General features: G+C 71.8%; 22 protein-coding genes and 2 pseudogenes. 14 read left to right on the forward strand and 10 right to left on the reverse strand.

All coding sequences use genetic code 11. The features are described 5' to 3' along the window. Positions 1 to 99: 99 nt before the first annotated feature. Positions 100 to 765, forward strand: coding sequence for a potassium channel family protein (locus T398_RS02285; protein ID WP_496443984.1), 666 nt, complete (start codon positions 100 to 102; stop codon positions 763 to 765). A 2-nt stretch (positions 766 to 767) separates the two neighbouring features. Continuing rightward, on the forward strand, positions 768 to 1,457 hold the full coding sequence (locus tag T398_RS02290) for a potassium channel family protein (protein ID WP_496444087.1): 690 nt from the start codon (positions 768 to 770) through the stop codon (positions 1,455 to 1,457). Positions 1,458 to 1,473: 16 nt separating this feature from the next. On the opposite strand, the gene T398_RS02295 is transcribed toward T398_RS02290, so the two are convergent. The 4 genes from T398_RS02295 to dut form a co-directional block, all read right to left on the reverse strand. Further along, complete coding sequence (locus tag T398_RS02295; RefSeq protein ID WP_496443986.1) at positions 1,474 to 2,157, reverse strand: DUF3159 domain-containing protein; 684 nt, start codon at positions 2,155 to 2,157, stop codon at positions 1,474 to 1,476. Beyond that, entirely contained in the window at positions 2,154 to 2,534 is a 381-nt protein-coding gene (locus tag T398_RS02300) for an OB-fold nucleic acid binding domain-containing protein (RefSeq protein WP_496443988.1), read from the reverse strand. Before T398_RS02300 ends, T398_RS02295 begins: the two co-directional genes overlap by 4 nt. Positions 2,535 to 2,660: 126 nt before the next feature. After that, on the reverse strand, positions 2,661 to 3,350 hold the full coding sequence (locus T398_RS02305; protein WP_496443990.1) for a DUF3710 domain-containing protein: 690 nt from the start codon (positions 3,348 to 3,350) through the stop codon (positions 2,661 to 2,663). Positions 3,351 to 3,423: 73 nt separating this feature from the next. Then, positions 3,424 to 3,930, reverse strand: coding sequence for a dUTP diphosphatase (gene dut, locus T398_RS02310; RefSeq protein WP_496443992.1), 507 nt, complete (start codon positions 3,928 to 3,930; stop codon positions 3,424 to 3,426). Positions 3,931 to 4,012: 82 nt separating this feature from the next. On the opposite strand from dut, the gene T398_RS02315 reads away from it, so the two are divergent. Further along, positions 4,013 to 4,501 carry a DUF3093 domain-containing protein gene (locus tag T398_RS02315; RefSeq protein WP_496443994.1) on the forward strand — a complete coding sequence of 163 codons (489 nt, stop codon included), beginning with the start codon at positions 4,013 to 4,015 and terminating at the stop codon, positions 4,499 to 4,501. Between the two features lie 70 nt (positions 4,502 to 4,571). Here T398_RS02315 and T398_RS02320 read toward each other — a convergent pair. Beyond that, positions 4,572 to 4,966: pseudogene (locus T398_RS02320) on the reverse strand (hypothetical protein); the annotation flags it as partial. Between the two features lie 37 nt (positions 4,967 to 5,003). Further along, positions 5,004 to 5,300 (reverse strand): DUF4193 domain-containing protein, encoded by a 297-nt coding sequence (locus T398_RS02325; RefSeq protein ID WP_018214600.1) that lies wholly within the window; start codon positions 5,298 to 5,300, stop codon positions 5,004 to 5,006. A 430-nt stretch (positions 5,301 to 5,730) separates the two neighbouring features. Here T398_RS02325 and T398_RS02330 point away from each other — a divergent pair, with 430 nt between their 5' ends. Next, positions 5,731 to 6,240, forward strand: a complete 510-nt coding sequence (locus tag T398_RS02330; RefSeq protein ID WP_496444089.1) for a LytR C-terminal domain-containing protein — start codon at positions 5,731 to 5,733, stop codon at positions 6,238 to 6,240. A 22-nt stretch (positions 6,241 to 6,262) separates the two neighbouring features. Here T398_RS02330 and T398_RS02335 read toward each other — a convergent pair whose 3' ends face one another. Continuing rightward, positions 6,263 to 7,072, reverse strand: a complete 810-nt coding sequence (locus T398_RS02335; RefSeq protein ID WP_496443996.1) for an inositol monophosphatase family protein — start codon at positions 7,070 to 7,072, stop codon at positions 6,263 to 6,265. Between the two features lie 282 nt (positions 7,073 to 7,354). Between T398_RS02335 and T398_RS02340 the strand changes: the two genes are divergently transcribed. Both T398_RS02340 and T398_RS02345 read left to right on the forward strand, forming a co-directional pair. Further along, positions 7,355 to 8,971, forward strand: coding sequence for an RNA polymerase sigma factor (locus T398_RS02340; protein WP_496443998.1), 1,617 nt, complete (start codon positions 7,355 to 7,357; stop codon positions 8,969 to 8,971). A gap of 276 nt (positions 8,972 to 9,247) precedes the next feature. Next, positions 9,248 to 9,481, forward strand: a complete 234-nt coding sequence (locus T398_RS02345; protein WP_012181646.1) for a DUF7455 domain-containing protein — start codon at positions 9,248 to 9,250, stop codon at positions 9,479 to 9,481. A gap of 68 nt (positions 9,482 to 9,549) precedes the next feature. On the opposite strand, the gene T398_RS02350 is transcribed toward T398_RS02345, so the two are convergent. Next, entirely contained in the window at positions 9,550 to 11,283 is a 1,734-nt protein-coding gene (locus T398_RS02350) for a DEAD/DEAH box helicase (RefSeq protein ID WP_496444000.1), read from the reverse strand. Between the two features lie 255 nt (positions 11,284 to 11,538). Then, on the reverse strand, positions 11,539 to 11,763 hold the full coding sequence (locus T398_RS02355; RefSeq protein WP_018214595.1) for a DUF3039 domain-containing protein: 225 nt from the start codon (positions 11,761 to 11,763) through the stop codon (positions 11,539 to 11,541). 32 nt (positions 11,764 to 11,795) lie between these two features. Between T398_RS02355 and T398_RS02360 the strand changes: the two genes are divergently transcribed. After that, positions 11,796 to 12,770 carry a pseudouridine-5'-phosphate glycosidase gene (locus T398_RS02360; protein ID WP_496444002.1) on the forward strand — a complete coding sequence of 325 codons (975 nt, stop codon included), beginning with the start codon at positions 11,796 to 11,798 and terminating at the stop codon, positions 12,768 to 12,770. Further along, positions 12,767 to 13,663 carry a carbohydrate kinase family protein gene (locus T398_RS02365; protein ID WP_496444004.1) on the forward strand — a complete coding sequence of 299 codons (897 nt, stop codon included), beginning with the start codon at positions 12,767 to 12,769 and terminating at the stop codon, positions 13,661 to 13,663. Before T398_RS02360 ends, T398_RS02365 begins: the two co-directional genes overlap by 4 nt. A gap of 7 nt (positions 13,664 to 13,670) precedes the next feature. Here T398_RS02365 and T398_RS02370 read toward each other — a convergent pair whose 3' ends face one another. Further along, a complete protein-coding gene (locus tag T398_RS02370) occupies positions 13,671 to 14,033 on the reverse strand; it encodes a DUF3099 domain-containing protein (RefSeq protein ID WP_496444006.1) in 363 nt (120 codons plus the stop codon). A gap of 260 nt (positions 14,034 to 14,293) precedes the next feature. On the opposite strand from T398_RS02370, the gene T398_RS02375 reads away from it, so the two are divergent. The 6 genes and pseudogenes from T398_RS02375 to T398_RS02400 all read left to right on the forward strand — a co-directional run. Next, positions 14,294 to 15,361 carry an iron ABC transporter substrate-binding protein gene (locus T398_RS02375; protein WP_496444008.1) on the forward strand — a complete coding sequence of 356 codons (1,068 nt, stop codon included), beginning with the start codon at positions 14,294 to 14,296 and terminating at the stop codon, positions 15,359 to 15,361. Between the two features lie 65 nt (positions 15,362 to 15,426). Further along, entirely contained in the window at positions 15,427 to 16,962 is a 1,536-nt protein-coding gene (locus tag T398_RS02380) for an ABC transporter permease (protein ID WP_496444010.1), read from the forward strand. Further along, positions 16,959 to 18,014, forward strand: a complete 1,056-nt coding sequence (locus tag T398_RS02385; protein ID WP_496444012.1) for an ABC transporter ATP-binding protein — start codon at positions 16,959 to 16,961, stop codon at positions 18,012 to 18,014. Before T398_RS02380 ends, T398_RS02385 begins: the two co-directional genes overlap by 4 nt. A gap of 102 nt (positions 18,015 to 18,116) precedes the next feature. Beyond that, positions 18,117 to 19,601, forward strand: coding sequence for a DUF7782 domain-containing protein (locus T398_RS02390; RefSeq protein WP_496444014.1), 1,485 nt, complete (start codon positions 18,117 to 18,119; stop codon positions 19,599 to 19,601). 19 nt (positions 19,602 to 19,620) lie between these two features. Beyond that, complete coding sequence (gene dtd, locus T398_RS02395) at positions 19,621 to 20,043, forward strand: D-aminoacyl-tRNA deacylase (RefSeq protein ID WP_496444016.1); 423 nt, start codon at positions 19,621 to 19,623, stop codon at positions 20,041 to 20,043. Positions 20,044 to 20,158: 115 nt separating this feature from the next. Next, positions 20,159 to 20,561 (forward strand): annotated as a pseudogene (locus T398_RS02400) (peptidase S8); the annotation flags it as partial.

Consider the following 20,561-nt stretch of genomic DNA (forward strand, 5'->3'; position numbering starts at 1 on the left):
CACACGGAGTACCGTCGGTCCGCGTCCGCCCCCGGGGACGTGACAGGCTCGTCCAACAGCCGCAACGGCTGGTGCAGGCGGATGTTGAGGAGGGGCACGGTGCATGTGGTGATCATGGGCTGTGGGCGGGTCGGAGCGACCCTCGCGCACGGTCTGGAGGCCCGCGGGCACTCGGTAGCGGTCGTCGACCAGGATGCCGACGCCTTCCGCCGACTCGGCCCGGACTTCGCCGGCATCACGGTGACCGGTGCCGGCTTCGACGGGGAGGTACTCCGGCAGGCCGGCATCCACCGGGCGGACGCGTTCGCGGCCGTCTCCAGCGGCGACAACTCCAACATCATCTCCGCCCGGCTCGCGCGGGAGACCTTCGGGGTCACCCGCGTCGCGGCGCGCATCTACGACCCGCGACGGGCCCAGGTCTACGAGCGCCTCGGCATCCCGACGGTGGCCACCGTCCGGTGGACCGCCGACCGGATGCTGCGGCACCTGGTGCCGGACGGCAACGAGGCGTTGTTCCGGGACCCGACGAGCACCGTCTCGATCGTGGAGGTGCCGGTGCACAAGGACTGGGTCGGCCGGTCGGTGCTGGCGCTGGAGAAGACAACCGGCGCCCGGGTGGCGTACCTCACCCGGTTCGGGATCGGCACGTTGCCGACGCCGAGCACCGTCGTGCAGGAGGGGGACCAGATCTTCATGCTGGTAACCGACGACATCGTCAATGCGGTCACGTCAGCGGCGGCGCAGCCGCGGGAAGGGGGGCAGTGACCATGCGGGTCGCCATCGCCGGCGCCGGGAACGTGGGCCGCTCCATCGCCCAGGAGCTGATCGAGAACGGCCACCAGGTGACGCTGATCGAGCGGCAGCCCACGATGCTCCGGCCCGACCGGGTGCCGGACGCGGAGTGGGTGCTGGCCGACGCCTGTGAGCTGACCAACCTGGAGGAGGCCGAGCTGGCCAACCGCGACGTGGTGGTCGCCGCCACCGGGGACGACAAGGTCAACCTGGTGGTCTCACTGCTGGCCAAGACCGAGTTCGCGGTGCCCCGGGTGGTCGCCCGGATCAACCGGGCCGAGAACGAGTGGCTCTTCACCGAGCAGTGGGGGGTGGACGTGGCGGTCAGCAAGCCGCGGGTGATGGCCGCCCTGGTGGAGGAGGCGGTGACCGTCGGCGACCTGGTCCGGCTGATGACCTTCCGGCAGGGGGAGGCGAACCTGGTCGAGATCACGCTGCCGACGAGCGCCCCGTACGTCGGTCATCCGCTGCGGGAGGTGCCCCTCCCCCGCGACGCGGCACTGGTGGCGATCCTGCGTGGCAAGCGGGTGCTGGTGCCCAGCCCGGACGACCCGATCGAGGCCGGCGACGAGCTGATCTTCGTCTGTACGGCGGAGGTGGAGGACTCCGTCCGGACGGTGGTGCTCGGCCCGGACAGCGTCGAACGCACCCGCAAGGCCTGCTGAGCCCCGCGGCCGGCCGTTACTCGACCGGGGGCGTCTGGGGGGCGTGCGGGTGGTGCCGGGTCACCCGGCGCACCGTCCAGACCGTGATCAGCAGGAGCAGCACGTACGGCGGGTAACCGAGCACGAGCCGGGCGATGCCGAGCGCGGTGTCCTGGTGGGCGAGGTAGAGCCCGGCCTGAACCCCCACCTTCGCCAGCCAGACCACCCCCCAGAGCACGGTCAGCCGGGTGAAGGTCCGCACCAGGATTGGATCCTGACGCCAGTCGGAGGCGCCCTTGGCCACCAGGACCGACCAGATCCAGCCGACCAGGGGCTGCCGGATCGCCCCCGAAACGAGCAGCACCACGCCGTAGCCGATGCCGTAGAGGATGCCGGGCAGGTAGAAGTCCCGCTCATCACCGGTGCGCCAGGCGATCGCCGCGCCGATCGCGATGCCGAACAGCCCGTTCACCGCGTGCCGCACCGGCCGCCGTTGGGCCAGCCGCAGCACCGCGATGAACACCGCGACCGCCACCGCGGCGACCACCGCCGGGCGCAACTCACCGAGGATGTTGGCGACCACGAAGACGACCACCGGGATGCTGGACTCCAACAACCCGCGCCAGCCCCCCAGCTGGTCGGCCATCTGCTCGGCGATCGTCGGGAGCGGTTCCTCCTCCCCCGTGCCCGGCTGCGCCGTCGGGCGCTGTCCCGTCGTCACTTCGGCGGCTCCAACTCGTAGTACGGGTTGTAGATGACCTTACGGTCACCTCGGATGGCGACCCGACCCCGTGCGGTCAGGTGCCGGCCCGGTTCGATGCCGGCGATGTGCCGCCGGCCCAGCCACACCAGGGTCACCACGTCGCTGCCGTCGTACAGGTCCGCTTCCAACGTCGGCTGGTTGATCCGCGGCGTGTAGACCACAGTGCGGAGCCGGCCGGAGACCGCGACCAGCTGGCCTCGGCAGCACTGGCGGGCCGGCACGCCGCCGTGCTCGGCGCTCTCCCGGAGCAGCTCCTGCGCCTCGATCTCCGCCTCGCTGGCGGTGAGCCGACGCAACACGCGCCGCAGCGAACCCCGTCGCTCGTCGGTCGACATGACCTCCGCGTCACCCTTTCCGGGCTGGGCCGACCGGGGGCCGGCGGTGGAGCGGCCCACCGCACGCCGGGACCGCCCCGCCAGCGTACTTCGACGGAGTGGACCCCAGCGGTCGGTGGAGCGCCGTCAGGCCTGCGGGGTCGGCTTCGGCTCGGCGGCAGAGCCCACGGCCGCCTGTTGCCCGGCCGCCTCTTCCGCGGCCTCCCGGGGCAGGCGCAGGGGCAGCGGCTCCCGCACCGGCCGGGCCTCCTGCCCCCGGTCAACGACGAGGCCCTCCAGACAGGCGGTCAGCGGGCCGGCCGCATCCGGCTCGGTCGCCGCCGCGCCCTGATAGACGGCCCGGACCATCCAGCGCGGCCCGTCGATGCCGACGAACCGCAGGTCGGTACGGCCGTCCTGGGTAGGGACCTGCGCCCGTAGCTCGACGCCGTACCCACCCGTGACCTCCTCGGTGGTGGCGCCGTCGTTGGACAGGGACTGGTGGATCTCCTCGCGTACCTCGTCCCAGATGCCCGCGCTACGCGGGGCGGCGAAGACCCCGAGCTGAAGCGCGCTCTGCCCGTGCACGAGCACCACCTGCTGGACGGCGCCCTGCTGGTCGGCCTGCACCCGCACCTCGACCCCGCCGACGGCGGGAATCTGCAGGCTCCCCAGGTCGAGCCGCTGCACCCCGGACGGCGCCTCGGTCACGTCGTACGGGCCGGGGGCCGGCGCTGCCGAATTCGTCGCTTCGGGCGCGTCCTGGGCCTCGGGCCGCTCGTCGCGCGGGCGCCGTTCGGCACCGGCCCGCTTTCGGGAGAAGATCACTGCGTACACCCTCCGCTGTTCACGCTCTTCACGCCCACCCTGTCACTTTCCTTCGCTACCGGCGACGCGTCCGCTCCGGGTGTCACGACACCTCCGGCACCGGCTGCCGGCCGTCGGTCGCCCCGGGGGCCGATCCCAGGCCGGCGTGACCGCCGGTGGAGCCGTGCCCGCCGGCGCCCCGCTGGGACGCGGGCAGCTCCGCCGCCAGCTGGAACCCCGCCCGGGCCACCCGCTGCACGACCAGCTGCGCGATGCGGTCACCGCGAGCGATCCGCGCCACTGCCTCCCGATCATGGTTGATCAGGTTGACCAGAATCTCACCCCGGTAGCCGGCGTCGACCGTACCGGGCGCGTTGAGCACGGTCACGCCGAGCCGGGCCGCCAGACCCGAACGGGGGTGTACCAGCCCCACGTACCCCTCGGGCAGCGCGATGGCCACCCCGGTCGGCACCAGGGCCCGGCCGCCGGGGGGCAACTCCACATCCACGGCGGCCACCAGGTCCGCCCCCGCGTCGCCGGGATGGGCGTACGCGGGGAGCGGCAGCCCCGGGTCGAGCTGCCGCACAGGCACGGGTACGAAATCGGTCACGGTTCCCTCTTCCCTCCGGTTCCTGAGTGACCTGCCCATCCTGCCCGGTACTCCCCGCGGCGCGCGCCGTACCCTTCATCTCGTGCGCGTCTCCTCGTCCCCGGCTGCCCGCTACACCGAACGGCTGGATCTGCCGTGGTGGCTCTGGCTCGGCGGATTCGCCGCGGCCGGGCTACTCGCCACGGAAATCTGGCTGGGCGCGTCGGGCATCCGGTCGTGGCTGCCGTTCGCGCTGCTGCTGCCGGCGTGCCTGGCGAGCCTGCTCTGGCTGGGCCGGATCCGGGTGGCGGTTGACGACGGCGAGTTGCGGGTGGACGACGCGCGGCTGCCGGCCCGGTTCGTCGCCGATGTCATCCCGTTGGATGCCGCCGGGCGACGCGAGGTGCTCGGTGTCGGCGCGGACCCACTGGCGTTCGTGATCCAACGGCCGTGGATCCCCGGCGCCGTGCAGGTGGTGCTCGACGACCCGGCTGACCCGACCCCGTTCTGGGTGATCAGCACCCGGCGGCCGGTGACGCTGGCGGAGGCGATCCTCGCCGCCCGAGATACGGCCGACACCGTTCAGGGCTGAGTCGGCCGGGCTCAGCCGGCTGCCGGCGGCTCCCGGGACAGGGCTGCCCCCGACAGCTGGGACTCCCGGCGGGGTCAGGGGGTGCCCCAGCCCGGCGGCGGAGATCAGCGCGGAGGACATCGGCCATCGCTCGGGTGGCCCGTCGGTTGAGGTAGCTCACGGCAGGCCGCGGCGCCCAGCACCGCGCGCACTCCCACGCCCGGCCGCCTCGGGTTGATCCCGCGCTGCCCGGACCAGGAGACGACGAGCGCCGCCCTCGGCTGGAACAGGTCGCGAAGCCCGCGGGTCCGGGCCTGCCCAACCAGGCGACCGAGGAGTTATCCCCGCCGAGCCGGCGGGGACATCGTCGGCGGCCAGCTCCGCGACGGTGGCACCGAGGCCGGCGGCGTCACCGACCGGTTCGCCAACGACGCGGTCCGGCTCGGGGCCGCCACACGACGACCGGGGGGGGTGCGGCGGCCCCAACACAGAGCCGCCGCCAGTAGTGCGATTCGCGTCCCGGTCAGACGCACTCACGGCAGATGAGGTCACCGTTGCGCTGGGCCGCCAACTGGCTGCGGTGGTGCACCAGGAAGCAACGCCCGCAACGGAACTCGTCCTGCTGCATCGGCAGCACCTTGACCGTCAGCTCCTCATCGGCCAGGTCGGCGCCGGGCAGCTCGAAGCTCTCCGCCACCTCGGCCTCGTCCACGTCCACGGCGCCCGACTGTGAGTCGACGCGCCGGGCCTTCAGCTCTTCCAGGCTGTCCTCGCCGAGGTCGACCTCGTCGCGACGCGGGGCGTCGTAGTCGGTGGCCATCGGTTCACTCTCCCATATCGATGTTGTCGCTTCCGGTTGTAACGCCGGACGACGTTGTTTCGGTCCCGCTGGGCGGCCACCACTTGTGTCGTTCACCCGACCCGGCATGAGTCGGGTCGACGCCGCCAGGAAACTCCCCAGCGAGCGCGGTACCTTACCTCCACCGCGGGCGTGGAATGTATACCGCCCTCGTGGAAGAGATGTACGCCTCCGCACGGGAAGTTGTTCCCAATGTGACTCAGGCGACATGAAGATAGGGGTAGTACTACCCCGTTCCATGCCGGCGCGCCGGCATGTCCGGCTGTTTCCACGCCGCCGCCGGACAACCGTTAACCTCAGCGGCGTACCGGACGGCCGTTCGGGCGCTTCGCCCCCGCTGACGACCGTCGCCTTCCTGCGTCCCGGGAGCACCTTGATGAGCTTTGCGCGAGTGCGGGCACTCGTCGTCGTCGCCCTGTTGGCGATCTTGGCGCTGATCTTCACCGTTGTCGCCCTCGTCCGGGACACGCAGAGCGACGCGGGGCTCGGCGCCGGCTGCCAGAAGGGCTGGCCGAAGGCGGACGTCACCCTCCGCGAACCGGCCGAGGTAAAGATCAAGGTACTCAATGGGACCGACCAGGTGGGCCTCGCCGGCAAGATCTCCGACGACTTCCGGAATCGGAAGTTCCAGGTCGAGGAGACCGGCGACGCGGCGAAGACTGACGACATCGCGGTCCTGCGGTACGGCCCGAAGGGCGTTGGTTCGGCGCACCTACTGCGGGCCTACTTCCTGAACAACGCCGCGGCCGAGTACGACCCGGAGCGCGCCGACGCCACCGTGGACATCATCCTGGGCAGCGCCTTCCAGCAGCTTGCCACCACAACCGAGGTCAACCAGTCCCTCGGTGATCTCGGGGCACCGGTGGCGCCGCCGGACACCTGCCCGGTCCAGGAGGAGTGACCGGAACGGCCCGCAGAGCGGCTCAGGGGCCGCCGGCGGCGTCGAGGTCAGCCAGCCGGTCGTGCAGCGGCGCGAAGAGCCCCGGGGGCGCGGCGATCACCAGATCCGGCCCGGCCGCCGCGCCGGCCAGCCCGCCGATCCGCAGTCCGGCCTCGGTGGCCACCAGGCCTCCCGCGGCGAGGTCCCAGGCGGCCAGCCCCTTCTCGTAGTAGGCGTCCACCCGCCCCTCGGCGGCGAGACAGAGGTCGAGGGCCGCCGCGCCAAACCGACGGATGTCGCGGAGGTGCGGAATCAACTCGGCCAGCACGCGGGCTTGGTGCTCCCGGCGGCGCGGGTCGTAGCCGAAGCCGGTGGCCACCAGTGCCTGGCCCAGATCTGGCTCGGTGGAGCACCGCAACCGTTGACCGTCCCGCCAGGCGCCGTTACCGATGGTCGCGGTCCACTCCTCGCCGGTGACGACATTGCGTACCACCCCGGCGACCACCACCCCGTCGACCTCGGCGGCGAGCGAGACCGCGCTGTGCGGGATGCGGTACAGGTAGTTGACGGTGCCGTCGATGGGATCCACGATCCACCGGACGGCGCCACCGGCGCCCACTTCCCCGTACTCCTCACCCAACACGGCGTCCCCCGGCCGGAGCCGGCGCAGCGCATCGTGCACCTGCTGCTCCACCGCCCGATCGGCCGCGGTCACCACGTCGGTGACGGTGGTCTTGGTCGCGGCCACCGAGACACCCTGGCTGCGCATCCGGAGCGCCGTCGCGGCGGCCTCCCGCGCCACCTGGACCGCGATCTCCAGTAGTTCCCGCGGCTCCGGTACCGAGCGGATCATTCTCGTCCCCTTCCCGCACGACCGGGGTGGTCGCGGGCATATGCGGGTATCATCCTTTCAAAGTCCACATCCGCGCGAATTCGACGGTCCGATCGGTGGTCCGGCGTGCGCCGCCGAATGATCGCCGTGGACAGCGTTACAATTCACCCTGCCCACGCGCCACGGACCGCCTTAACCGGCTGGCCCGCGACTCGGGGGTCCTCAACGACTCGCCCGGCACCGCGCTCCGACCCACGCCGGACGACCCTGCCGTGCTCGCTCTTCGCCACCGGAAGGTCATTCGTGACAGAACCCCGCCAGACCGGCGCCGACGTTCGCTCGCTCACCGACACCTTGATCGCCCATGCCCAGAGCGCCGGCGGTCAGCTCACGTCGGCACAGCTCGCGCGCACTGTCGAGTCAGCCGAGGTGACTCCGGCCCAGGCCAAGAAGATCCTCCGGGCGCTCTCGGAGGCGGGGGTGACCGTCGTGGTAGACGGTTCGGCCAGCACCACCCCACGCCGTCGGGTGGCCGCCGCCCGGTCAACCACCCCAGCATCCCGGGCCACCACCGCCAAGACCACCAAGAAGGCCGCCACGCCCACTTCGAAGGCGGCCCCGGCCCCGGCCGGGGCCGAGGCACCGGCCCCGGCGCCGCGAAAGGCCACCGCCCGCAAGGCGGCTGGCGCTGCGGCCGACGGCGCCAAGGCCACGCCGGCGAAGAAGGCCACCCGGGCCACCAAGGCGACCGTGGCCGCGGCGACCGGCCCGGCGAAGGCCACGACGAAGACCGCGAAGGCCACGAAGGGCGGAGCTGCCGGCGAGGTCAACGCGGAGGAGTTGGCCGCTGAGATCGAAGACGTGGTGGTTGACGAGCCGGCGGAGCTGACCCAGGCCGCCGAGACCGACGCGGCGAACTCCGCCACCGACACCGACTTCGAGTGGGACGACGAGGAGTCCGAGGCCCTCAAGCAGGCCCGCCGGGACGCGGAGCTGACCGCCTCCGCCGACTCCGTCCGGGCGTACCTGAAGCAGATCGGCAAGGTCCCGCTCCTCAACGCCGAGCAGGAGGTCGAGCTCGCCAAGCGGATCGAGGCCGGCCTCTACGCCACCGAGCAGCTGCGCGCTTCGGATGAGGGCGACGAGAAGTTCAACCGCGACATGCAGCGCGACATGATGTGGATCTCGCGGGACGGGGAGCGGGCAAAGAACCACCTCCTGGAGGCGAACCTCCGCCTGGTGGTGTCGCTCGCCAAGCGCTACACCGGCCGCGGGATGGCTTTCCTCGACCTGATCCAGGAGGGCAACCTCGGCCTGATCCGCGCCGTCGAGAAGTTCGACTACACCAAGGGCTACAAGTTCTCCACCTACGCCACCTGGTGGATCCGCCAGGCCATCACCCGCGCCATGGCCGACCAGGCCCGCACCATCCGCATCCCGGTACACATGGTCGAGGTGATCAACAAGCTCGGCCGGATCCAGCGCGAGCTACTCCAGGATCTGGGCCGCGAGCCCACCCCGGAGGAGCTCGCGAAGGAGATGGATATCACACCGGAGAAGGTGCTGGAGATCCAGCAGTATGCCCGGGAGCCGATCTCGCTCGACCAGACCATCGGCGACGAGGGCGACAGCCAGCTCGGTGACTTCATTGAGGACTCGGAGGCCGTGGTCGCCGTTGACGCGGTGTCGTTCTCGCTCCTCCAGGATCAGCTTCAGCAGGTGCTGCAGACATTGTCCGAGCGCGAGGCCGGGGTGGTCCGCCTCCGGTTCGGTCTGACCGATGGTCAGCCGCGCACGCTGGACGAAATCGGCCAGGTTTACGGGGTGACCCGAGAGCGCATCCGGCAGATCGAGTCCAAGACGATGTCCAAACTGCGCCACCCGTCCCGATCACAAGTTCTCCGGGACTATCTGGACTAGGGGCCGGCTGGGGCCGAGTCCGCGCCAGACTCCACGGCAGATACCACTAAGCGTGTCAGTTTCAGCACTCTCCGCGCAACCCCATTCGTTGGTCGGATGGTTGCCCGATTGTGATCGTTGACGTGGCACCCTTGGTGCAGGGACGCTGTCGGAGTCAGGTGTGACCTCGGTCCCCCGCGGGCACACAGGGAACGCGCGCCCTGATCAGGGTGTTGCACGATAGGTGAGCAACGACCGAAGAGAGTGTTCATCGGTGACGACCAGAGGAGGAAGGCGATGACCCCGACCCTCACGCCGCCGCCCGAGACGGTGAGCCCCCCGGCCGCCGATGAACGGTGCGACCGCTGCAATGCTGCCGGCAAGCTCCGCATTACCCTTGCTGGCGGCGGGGAATTGGTATTTTGCGGACATCACGCGAACAAGTACGCGGAGGATCTCGTCAAGATCACTGTGCGGTACGCGGCGGACCCGGAGTTCAGCTGGCGTGGCGCCGATCTGATGACCAACTGAGGATCCGCTACTGAGCATGAAGCCGGCCGGGCCCAGAAGGCCCGGCCGGCTTCGTCGTCTCCGACGCGTCAGAGGGTCTGGACGGTGGCGATCCGCTCCTCCAACTGCTCAATCGTCGCCTGGGCGCTCGGCGGACCACCGCAGCGGCGGCGAAGCTCCGCATGGATCTTGCCGTGCGGCTGGCCGGTGTGGTGATGCCGGGCAGCCACCAGGGCGTTCAACTGTCGGCGCAGCGCCACCCGGCGCTGCGCCGCACTCATCGGCGCCGGCGGGGCGGCAGCGGTCGCCGCGGCCGGCTCCGCCGGCCGTGCGGTGCCCCGGCGTCGCGACGCGGCGAGCTGCTCTGCCTGCCGCTTGGACAGCAGCATGGCCACCTGATCGGCGGTGAGCAGACCGGGCAGCCCGAGGTACTCCTCCTCCTCCGGCGTACCGGCCTGAGCGGCGGTGCCGAAGGAAGCGCCGTCAAAGATCACCTGATCCAGCTCGGCGGTCGCGGAGAGCGCGGCGAACCGCTTCTCCAGCTCACCGCTGGCCTGGTCGTCCCGCTGGGCGCGCTCCAGCAGGTCGTCGTCGAAGCCCTCCTGGTCCTTCGGCTTGCCCAGCACGTGATCCCGCTCCGCTTCCATCTCGCTGGCGAGGCCGAGCAGGTGCGGGACGCTGGGCAGGAAGACCGACGCCGTCTCCCCCGGCTGGCGGGCCCGGACGAACCGCCCGATGGCCTGGGCGAAGTAGAGCGGGGTGCTGGCGCTGGTGGCGTAGACGCCGACGGCGAGCCGCGGGATGTCCACCCCTTCGGAGACCATCCGGACCGCCACCAGCCAACGCTGCTGCGCCGTCGCGAACGTCGCGATCCGGTCCGAGGCGCCCGCGTCGTCGGAGAGCACCACGGCGGCCTTCTCCCCGGTCACCTGCTCGATGAGCTTCGCGTACGACCGGGCGGCCTGCTGGTCACTGGCGATCACCAGCCCAGCGGCGTCGGGCATCCCGGCGTTACGCAGCACGGTCAGCCGGGCATCCGCCGCCCGCAGCACCTGCGGCATCCAGTCCCCGGCCGGGTCGAGCGCGGTCCGCCACGCCTGCGCGATCAGGTCCTGGGTCATCGGCTCCCCGAGCCGGGCGGCCAGCTCCTCACCGGCGTTCGTGCGCCACCGGGTCTCCCCCGAGTAGGCCAGGAAGAGCACCGGACGTACCACGCCGTCGTGCAGCGCGTCGGCGTAGCCGTAGACGGAGTCGGCGCGGGACCGCAGGAGGCCGTCCCCGCCCCGCTCGTAGCTGACGAACGGGATCGGGTTGTCGTCGGAGCGAAACGGGGTGCCGGTGAGCATGAGCCGGCGCTCCGCGCCCTCGAAGGCCGCCTGCACCCCGTCCCCCCAGGTCCGGGAGTCGCCGGCGTGGTGAATCTCGTCGAGGACGACCAGGGTGCGCCGGGTCAGGGTGCGCCGCCGGTGCACCTGCGGCGCCATCCCTACCTGGGCGTAGGTGACCACGGCCCCGTGGAAGTCGGCCGACGAGTGCAGATCCGCGTTCCGGAACGCCGCGTCGAGCTGGATGCCGACCCGGGCGGCAGCCTGCGCCCACTGGGTCTTGAGGTGCTCGGTCGGGGCGACCACGGTGATCGCCTCGATGCTGCCGTCGGCGAGCAGCTCGGCGGCGACCCGAAGGGCGAACGTGGTTTTACCGGCCCCCGGCGTGGCCACCGCGGTGAAGTCCGGCTCCCGCCGACGTAGGTACTCCACCAGCGCCCGGCGCTGCCAGGCGCGCAGGGCTGGGAACGTCTCGAGCGTTGGCGTCCGGGCTGCCACGCGAAGCTCCTCTCACCGCCGGCGGGACGGCCCCGACCGAGGATCGCGGGTTATGAACGCACGCCCCTGAGCCGTACCGGCATCGGCGCCGCCGCCGCCCATGAAGACGCCCCCGCGCGCAGTGCCGCGAGGGCCGGCGCCCAGCATAACCAGCGAGCGCCGTACGCCCCACTCGACGCCACGAGTCAACGCAGGGGGACAGAGCGGCGGGTACCGCCACAGCTCACGCAGGCGGCGGACCAGCCTGCGGTCGGCTCACTCGCGCATTGACTCGTAGATCTCCTTGCACTTGGGGCAGACCGGTGAGCCCGGTTTGGCCGACTTGGTGACCGGGAACGTCTCGCCACAGAGCGCCACGACGTGGGTGCCCATCACGGCACTCTCGGCGATCTTCTCTTTGCGCACGTAATGGAACATCTCGGGACCGGTGTCGGCGTCCTTCACCTCGGGACGCTCGAGAACCTGTGTGCTCACTTCCATACCTCCACCCGCCAAGTCTGGCAGGTCACCCTTTGCCCGGTCTACTTCGAGCCCGACTGACCGACGCCGTACGGTTGGGCACCGTGACCACCTTTCACCTCCGACACGGCGCCGACGTCGCCGACGCGCTCCGCGTCGGCCGTCCCGTGGTAGCGCTCGAGAGCACAATCGTCTCGCACGGCCTACCCCAGCCGGACAACCTCCGGGTGGCCCGCGAGATCGAACAAACCGTTCGAGACGCCGGCGCGGTACCGGCCACCATCGGCATGGTCGCCGGCCAGCTCGTGGTCGGCCTCGACGATGCCGAGCTGACCCGCCTCGCCACCGTTGACAATGTGGCCAAGCTCTCCGTACGCGATCTCGCCGTGGCGGCCGCGACCGGCGCGGACGGCGCCACGACCGTGGCCGCAACCAGCGCGGTGGCCGCGGCGGCGGGGATCCGGGTGTTCGCCACCGGCGGCCTTGGCGGCGTGCACCGCGAGGCGGCCCAGAGCTTCGACGAGTCCGCCGACCTGACGACCCTGGCCCGTACGCCGATCGCCGTGGTCTGCGCCGGAGTAAAGTCGATTCTCGACTTGGGCGCCACGTTGGAACGCCTGGAGACACTCGGGGTCGGGGTGGTCGGCTACCGCACCCGCCGTTTCCCCGGCTTCTACCTCACCGACGGCGGCTTCGACCTGGACTGGTCGGTCGACTCGCCGGAACAGGTGGCGGGGGCGCTCGCCGCCCGGGAGCAGCACGGGTTGCACTCCGGCGGCCTGGTCGTGGCCAACCCGCTGCCCACCGACGAGCAGCTCGACCCGGCGCTACACGATCGCACCCTGGCCGAAGGGCTGGCACTGTTGCGGCGGGAGGGGATCACCGGCAAGGCGGTGACCCCGTTCCTGCTGGCGCACTTCCACTCCGCGACCGAGGGTGCCAGCCTCACGGTGAACATCCGGATCATCCTGCGCAACGCCGACCTCGCCGCCCGGATCGCGGTTGCGTCGGCTGCCCGGCAGGCATGACGCCACCCCGGGTGGTCGTCGTCGGCGACCTGATCACCGACGTGGTGGCGGTGCTGGCCGGGCCGCTGATAACCGGTTCGGACACGCCGGCCGAGATCCGGTTCACCGGGGGCGGCCAGGCGGCGAACACCGCGGCCTGGCTGGGCGCGTTGGGCATGCCGGTGACGTTGGTCGGGGCGGTGGGCGACGACGGTCCCGGCCGGGACCGGGTCGCCGAGTTGGAGCGCGGCGGGGTCGAGTGCGCGGTCACCCGGGTGCCCGAGGTCCCCACCGGAACGGTCCTGGTGCTGGCCACCAGCGACGAACGCACGATGGTCACCGAGCGGGGGGCGAACCTGTGGCTTTCGCCGGCGGCGGTGGACGCCGCTCTTGACGTTGCGCCGGACGCCGGCCATCTACACCTGTCCGGTTACACCCTGCTGGATGCCGGGTCCCGGCCGGCCGGGCTCCGCGCGTTGGCCGCGGCCCGCGAACGGGGGCTCTCGATCAGCGTGGACGCGGCCAGTGCGGCACCGCTGCGGCGGGTCGGCGCGGCGGCCTTCCTGAGCTGGGTACGCGGCATCGACCTGCTCCTGGTCAACGCCGCCGAGGCCCGAGTGCTGGCGGGCGGGCTCGACCCGGCGGCGCAGGGGCGGGTGCTCTCCGCCTCGGCCCGGCGGGTGGTGGTCAAACGGGGGGCGGCCGGCGCGGTCTGGGTGGACCGGGACGCCATGGTCGCGGTGACCCCGACTCGCCGGATGACGGTGGTCGATCCCACCGGGGCCGGTGACGCGTTCGCCGCCGGCCTGCTCTCCACCTGGCTGACCGGGGCGGCCCCAGAGGCGGTGCTGCAGCGGGCCGGTGACCTGGGCGCGTCGGCGGTCGGTCAGGTGGGGGCCCGACCACCGACCTGACGCCCGGTCACTGCTCGACGTCGATGACGTTGCGCGGCTGTTCCTCGGCGGTGAGGCTCGTCGGCGCCGGGTCCGCCAAGGAGCGGGACCGGGGCCGGAACCGGCCGCCGAGGCGGTGCTTCTCCTTCGGCGGCCGGTCGTTGGCCAGCAGCACGGCCACCCACGGGATCAGGATCATGCCCAGGCCGGCCAGGGGCAGCCAGAGCCAGAGCATGGGGGCCTCCACGCCGACCAGGATCGCGCCGACGATCAGACACACCACTCGGACGCCCATCATCAGCACGTACCGCTTCTGGCGGCTGGTTAGCTGATCGTCCTGGCTGCGCGGGGCGTCGGTGATCAGGATCGGCTGGTACGCCGGACGCTTCACCACGGACCTCCTCGGGGATCCCCCTCATCCTGTCACCTCACCCTCCGGCCACGGGAGGTCGCCGTCAACCTCGCTTCCCGGCCCGGCGAGGACCGGTGGGTTCCGGCGCCCGGCCCTGACCTGCCTCGCCGGCCACCCCCGCCGCCGGCTCGATCGGCCCACGGTCGGTCCCCCGCCGTGATTCATCCCGCACACCGCATCACTGTGAGGTTAGCCTGTGCTAACTTCACCGGGTTAGTCTCCGCCGACCTGTCGGGTGAATGAGGTTCGTCGTGTCTGCACTGTTCCGCCGGTCCACTGCGACGTTCGTCGCGACCGGACTACTCTCCGTCGGCCTGGTCGCCTGCGGGTCCGGTGCGGATGACACCGACCCCGGCGAGCCCAACGACAAGATCATCACCGTCTACAGCGGGCGGAACGAGAAGCTCGTCAAGCCGCTGCTGGAGAAGTTCACCGAGCAGACCGGCATCGAGATCCGGCCCCGATACGCCACCACCGCCCAGTTGGCGGCGCAGCTCGTCGAGGAGGGCGACCGGTCCCCGGCCGACATCTTCTTCGCCCAGGACGCCGGCGCCCTCGGCACCGTGGCCAAACAGGACATGTTCGCCACGCTGCCGGAGACCAGCACCGACCAGGTCACCGAGACCTACCGGGCGCGCAGCGGCCAGTGGGTCGGAATCAGCGCCCGCTCCCGGGTACTGGTCTACAACGCCGACCAGGTCCCCACCGACCAACTCCCGACATCCGTCTTCGACCTGACCGGCCCGGCGTGGAAAGGCAAGGTCGCGCTCGCGCCGACCAACGCCTCCTTCCAGGCGTTCGTCACCGCGATCCGAGTGCAGCACGGCGACCAGCGGGCGCAGGACTTCCTGTCCGGCCTCAAGGCCAACGAGGCGCAGATCCTCGACAACAACATCCGGATCGTTGAGGCCGTCGACGCCGGCGAGGTCCCCATGGGACTGGTCAATCACTACTACCTCGGTGCGATCGCCGAAGAGCAGGGCAGCACGCCGGAGGCGTTGACGGCCAAGCTGCACTTCTTCCCCGACGGTGACACCGGCGCCCTGGTGAACATCGCCGGGGTCGGGGTACTCAACCGGGCCGCCGAGGACGCCGACGCCCAGGCGTTCGTCGACTTCCTGCTCAGCGCGGAGGCCCAGCGGTACTTCGCCGAAGAGACCTTCGAGTACCCGGTGGTGACGGGCGTGGCCGGTCCGACGTACGTGCCGCCACTGGCCGACCTGAAGGTGCCCGCCATCGACCTCAACGACCTGGACACCCTCGAGGCCACCGTCGCCATGATCACCGACTCGGGGCTGGTGCCCTGAGCACTCCGACGACCACGGCGGGGTCGGCCACCAGCAGGCCGCCCCGCTTCGCCGTACCCAACCGGATGCGACGGCTGACACCCCGACCGGTGCTGCTGGCGGCGTCGACCGCGGCGGTGGTCGTAGCCCTGCTGCCCCTGACCTACCTCGCGCTGCGCACCGCGGAGGCCGGCTGGGACCGAGTCGTCGACGAGTTGTGGACCGAGCGGGTCGCGCTGCTCGCCCTCCGCAGTCTCGCCCTCGCAGCGGTGGTCACCGCCGCCTGCGTCCTGCTCGGCGTCGGCACCGCCTTCCTGGTCACCCGCACCGAGCTGCCCGGCCGGCGGTTCTTCGCAGTGCTGGCGGCGCTGCCGCTGGCCGTCCCCACGTACATCGCGGCCTTCGCCTGGCTCTCCGAGATACGCGGGCTGGAGGGCTTCTGGCCGGCGGCGCTGGTGCTGACGCTCTGCTCCTACCCGTACGTCTTCCTGCCGGTCGCGGCGGCACTGCGCGGCGCGGACCCGGCCCAGGAGGAGGTGTCCCGGTCACTGGGGCGCAGCGGGTGGCAGACGTTCACCGCGGTGACCCTACGCCAGATCCGTCCCGCCACCGCGGCGGGCGGGCTGCTGGTCGCCCTCTACGTGCTCTCCGATTTCGGGGCCGTCTCGATCCTGCGCACCGACACCTTCACCCGAGCCATCTTCGTCGCGTTCGACCTGGGGTTCGACCGCACCGGCGCGTTGGTGCTCGCCAGCGTGCTGGTGGTGCTGACCGTGCTGCTGCTCACCGCCGAGACCACCACCCGCCGGCGGGGCGCCCGCTACGCACGACTCGGCGGCATCCGCCGCCCGCCGGCCCGGCTGCGGCTCGGCGCCGCCCGCTGGCCGGCGTTCGCCGCGCTGCTCGGCGTAGCGGCACTCGCCCTCGGGGTGCCCGCGCTGAGCCTGGCCCGACGGCTCGCCGACGGTGTGTCCCGCCCAGGTGCCCTGGCCGAGGTGGCCGTCGCCGCCGGCAACTCGTTGACCGTCTCGTTGAGTGGCGCGGCGCTGACCATGCTGCTGGCGCTGCCGTTGGGGCTGCTCGTCGCCCGCGCGCCCAACGCCCTGACCACGGTGCTGGACCGGCTCGTGTACCTCGCCCACGCGCTGCCCGGGGTCGTGATCGGGCTGTCGCTGATCTTCTTCGGTATCACCGTGGCGTACCCGCTCTACCAGACCCGCTGGCTGCTGGCGCTGGCGTACGCGACCCTCTTCCTCCCCCTCGCGGTCGGCGCGGTTGCCGGCGCCGCCACCCAGTCCCCACCGGGGCTGGAGGAGGTGGCCCGCTCGCTGGGCCGGGGCCCACTGACCGTGCTGCGTACGGTGACCCTGCCGCTGGTCCTGCCCGGCATCGGTGCGGGCGCGGCGCTGGTCTTCCTGACCGGCATGAAGGAGCTTCCCGCCACCCTGCTGCTGCGGCCGACGGGGACAGACACCCTCGCCACCGAGCTGTGGACCGCCACGTCGGTCGGCGCGTACGCTGCCGCCGCCCCGTACGCGGCGCTACTGGTGGCGATCTCGGCGCTGCCCACCTGGCTGCTGGTCTCCCGCAGCGGCCTGCTCGACAAGGAGGACCGGGGATGAGTGAGGTCGCGCTGACCGGGGTGGTCCGGCGGTACGGCGCGGTCACCGCGCTCGCCGGTGTCGACCTCACGGTGCCGTCCGGGCTACTCACCGCCGTGCTGGGGCCCTCCGGCTGCGGCAAGACGACATTGCTGCGCTGCCTCGCCGGGTTCGAACGCCTCGACGACGGCGAGATCCACATCGATGGTGTCCCGATCGCCGGGTCCGGCCGGCACCTACCCGCCCACCGCCGCCGCATTGCCGTGGTGCCTCAGGAAGGCGCGCTCTTTCCGCACCTCAGCGTCGCCGACAACGTCGGGTACGGCTTGGGTCGCGCCGCCCGCCGAGGCGACCGGATCGAGGAGGTGCTGACCCTGGTGGGCCTTGCCGGGCTCGGCCACCGGATGCCACACCAGCTCTCCGGCGGCCAGCAGCAGCGGGTCGCGGTGGCCCGGGCGCTCGCGCCCCGCCCATCGGTGGTGCTGTTGGATGAACCCTTCAGCGCCCTCGATGCCGGGCTCCGGGCCGGACTGCGGCACGACGTCCGGGATGCCTTACGCGCCGACGGAGCGACCGGCGTGTTGGTCACCCACGATCAGGGCGAGGCGCTGTCCGTGGCCGACCGGGTGGTGGTGCTACGCGCCGGTCGGGTGGTACAGGCCGGGACGCCGACCGCCGTCTACCGGGAGCCAGCCGACGAGTGGGTGGCCGGTTTCGTCGGCGACGCGGTGTTGCTGCCGGCGGTCGTCCTGGACGGCGGCACCGCACGCACCTGTCTGGGGGACGTGCCGGTCGCCGACAGCGCCCCGGCCGGCCCGGTGACCATCCTGGTCCGACCGGAGCAGATCCGCCTCCGTACCGGCCCGGGGACGGTCGCCGCCACTGTACTGCGGCACGATTTCCACGGGCACGACGCGCTGGTCGGCCTCCGGCTGGCCGACGGTACCCGGGTCACCGCTCGGATCCTCGACGGCAGCCCGACGGTGCCGGTAGGTGCCGAGGTCGGAGTCACCGTCGAGGGCACCGCCCGCGTCTTCCCCACCACCGTCACCTCCACGCTGATCAGCGTGTAGGCGCAGCAGCCCCGGCGGCACCGGGGCTGCTTGGCTGACACCTGCGGCCGAAGTCCGGCGGGTGCCGCCCACGACGATGTCGATGGCGGGCAGGATAGCGGCGTGGACCCAGATGACATGCTGTTCTCCCCCGCCGGCGTGGCGGCGCTGCGCAACGCCCTAACCCGGGCGAACTTCACCTCGAACGGGATCGCCGGCCGGCTGGGGTCGCAGGCGACCGGCGGCATGGCCCGCAACGACTTCCGTGCCGCGCTGCGCGCCACCGAGGACCGCGATCCCCTCGCCACCCTGATCCGGCTCTTCGTCTGCGAACAGACCGAGCCGTACGAGGCAGTCGCCACCGCGCTCGCGCCGCTGCCGATCAAGGAGGCGCTCGCCGGTGGCCTGGTCGAGCGGCACGGCGACGGCCTGCGGATGGGCCTCGACCTGGAGCCGTACGGGGATGACTGGTGGGTGCTCGCCGACGCGCCCGCCAGCACCCACCCCGGCCGGGCGTTGCAGGCTGAGCATGTACTCGGCATCGGCGGCGCCACCCAGACCCTGATCGGGGCGACCGTCCGGCAGCCGGTCGAGACCGCACTCGACCTGGGCACCGGCTCCGGCGTCCAGGCCCTGCACCTCTCCACCCACGCCCGACGGGTCACGGCCACCGATCTCTCCGAGCGGGCGTTACGCTTCGCCGCGACCACCGCCGCCCTCAACGGGCAGGACTGGGAGCTGCTGCGCGGCGACCTGACCGCCCCGGTCGCCGGGCGCCGCTTCGACCTGGTGGTCAGCAACCCACCGTTCGTTGTCGGGCCGGGCACCACCACGCATGTCTATCGCGACTCCGGGCGGGTGGGCGACGCGATCGGCGCCGAGCTGGCCGCCGCCGCCCCGAGCCTGCTCACCGAGGGCGGCACGATGCAGTACCTCGCGAACTGGGTGCACGTCGCCGGTGAGGACTGGGCCGAGCGGGTCGCCGGTTGGTTCGCCGGCAGCGGGCTGGACGCCTGGGTGATCCAACGCGAGGTCGCCGACCCGATGGCGTACGTCAATCTGTGGCTCTCCGATGTCGGCGAAGCGGCCAGCCCGGAACGGATGGCCGGATGGTTGGACTGGTTCGACGCGCACAAGGTCGAGGCGATCGGCTTCGGCATCGTCTCGCTGCGCCGCTCCGGCCACGACGACCCGGTCGTCCGGGTGGAGGAGCTGCGCCAACTGGTCGAGGCGCCGCTCGGCGACCGCGTCACCGAGTGGTTCGACCGCCAGGAGTGGCTCCGGGTCCGCGACACCGACGGGCTGCTCGCGGCCCGTTACCGGGCCGCCGACGACCTCCAGCTGCGGCAGGAGGCCACTATGAGCGACGAGGGGTGGTCGGTAAACCGACAGACCCTCGCCATGCCGCGCGGCCTGCGCTGGACCGAGGAGATCGACCCGATCGTCCTGGCCCTGGTCGGCGGGGCGGACGGGCGGTTGCCGCTGCGCGATCAGCTCGCCCTGCTCGCCTCCGCGCACGACGTGGCCCCGGGCGAGCTGGCGGAGGCGGCCGGCCCGATCGTGGCCCACCTGGTCGAGCGCGGTTTCGTCGAGCCGGTGGTGGACTGATGCGGGCGGTGGTGGACTGATGCGGGCGGTGGTGCAGACAGTCGGCCGGGCCCAGGTCACGGTTGACGAGGTGGTGGTGGGGGCGATCGACGACGGCCTGCTGGTGCTGCTCGGGGTGACCCACTCCGACACGACGCAGACCGCCCGAACCCTCGCCCGCAAGGTGCATGAGTTGCGGATCCTCGACGGGGAACGGTCGGCCGCCGACCTCGGTGCCCCGATCCTGGTGGTCAGCCAGTTCACCCTCTACGGGGACGCCCGCAAGGGCCGCCGCCCGAGTTGGACCGCCGCCGCCCCGGCGGAGGTGGCCGAGCCCTTGGTCACCGCGGTCGTCGAGGAGCTGCGCGCCCGTGGGGCCAAGGTGGAGACTGGGCGTTTCCGGGCCCAGATGCTGGTGGAGAGCGTGAACGTCGGCCCACGCACCATCCTGCTCGACCTCTGATCGCGGCGACGGCCGAGCGGCACCGGGCTCGTCCACTCTGACAAATCACGTCGCTAGGTAGTCAAGAACTCACGGAGTGTTTACCTTTCGGGGTGCGGTGGGTAGAACTGCGTCTATGTCTTCTCATTCAAGCCCGTTCACTGCTGGCGGGTCACGGCGGCGGCTGATCGCCGCCGCCGCAGCCGTCGGGATGATCACGACATCAACGGCCGCGATCGATCCGGCTGCCGCGACCGCCGGCCGGTCCCCGACAACCGCCCCCCTCGCCACACCCGCCGCCGCCCCGGAGACGCACACCGTCACCCTGGTCACCGGCGACGTCGTCACCGTCCGCACCCTCGCCGACGGCAAAACCCTCACCGAGGTCGACCAGCCCGACGGCGCCACCGGCGGCTTCACCGTCCAACAACACGGCGACGACCTCCACGTCATCCCCGACGAAGCCATCCCCCTGCTCGCCGACGACCGACTCGACCAACGACTGTTCAACGTCACCGACCTGATCGAGATGGGCTACG

Source organism: Salinispora goodfellowii (assembly GCF_059570675.1).

Excerpts from the sequence above, each read along its gene's own strand:
- T398_RS02290 (WP_496444087.1), top strand. The coding sequence starts at position 768 with ATGCGGGTCGCCATCGCCGGCGCCGGGAACGTGGGCCGCTCCATCGCC.
- T398_RS02300 (WP_496443988.1), bottom strand. The coding sequence starts at position 2,534 with ATGTCGACCGACGAGCGACGGGGTTCGCTGCGGCGCGTGTTGCGTCGG.
- T398_RS02325 (WP_018214600.1), bottom strand. The coding sequence starts at position 5,300 with ATGGCCACCGACTACGACGCCCCGCGTCGCGACGAGGTCGACCTCGGC.
- T398_RS02335 (WP_496443996.1), bottom strand. The coding sequence starts at position 7,072 with ATGATCCGCTCGGTACCGGAGCCGCGGGAACTACTGGAGATCGCGGTC.
- T398_RS02345 (WP_012181646.1), top strand. The coding sequence starts at position 9,248 with ATGACCCCGACCCTCACGCCGCCGCCCGAGACGGTGAGCCCCCCGGCC.
- T398_RS02355 (WP_018214595.1), bottom strand. The coding sequence starts at position 11,763 with ATGGAAGTGAGCACACAGGTTCTCGAGCGTCCCGAGGTGAAGGACGCC.
- T398_RS02365 (WP_496444004.1), top strand. The coding sequence starts at position 12,767 with ATGACGCCACCCCGGGTGGTCGTCGTCGGCGACCTGATCACCGACGTG.
- T398_RS02375 (WP_496444008.1), top strand. The coding sequence starts at position 14,294 with ATGAGGTTCGTCGTGTCTGCACTGTTCCGCCGGTCCACTGCGACGTTC.
- T398_RS02380 (WP_496444010.1), top strand. The coding sequence starts at position 15,427 with ATGCGACGGCTGACACCCCGACCGGTGCTGCTGGCGGCGTCGACCGCG.
- T398_RS02385 (WP_496444012.1), top strand. The coding sequence starts at position 16,959 with ATGAGTGAGGTCGCGCTGACCGGGGTGGTCCGGCGGTACGGCGCGGTC.
- dtd (WP_496444016.1), top strand. The coding sequence starts at position 19,621 with ATGCGGGCGGTGGTGCAGACAGTCGGCCGGGCCCAGGTCACGGTTGAC.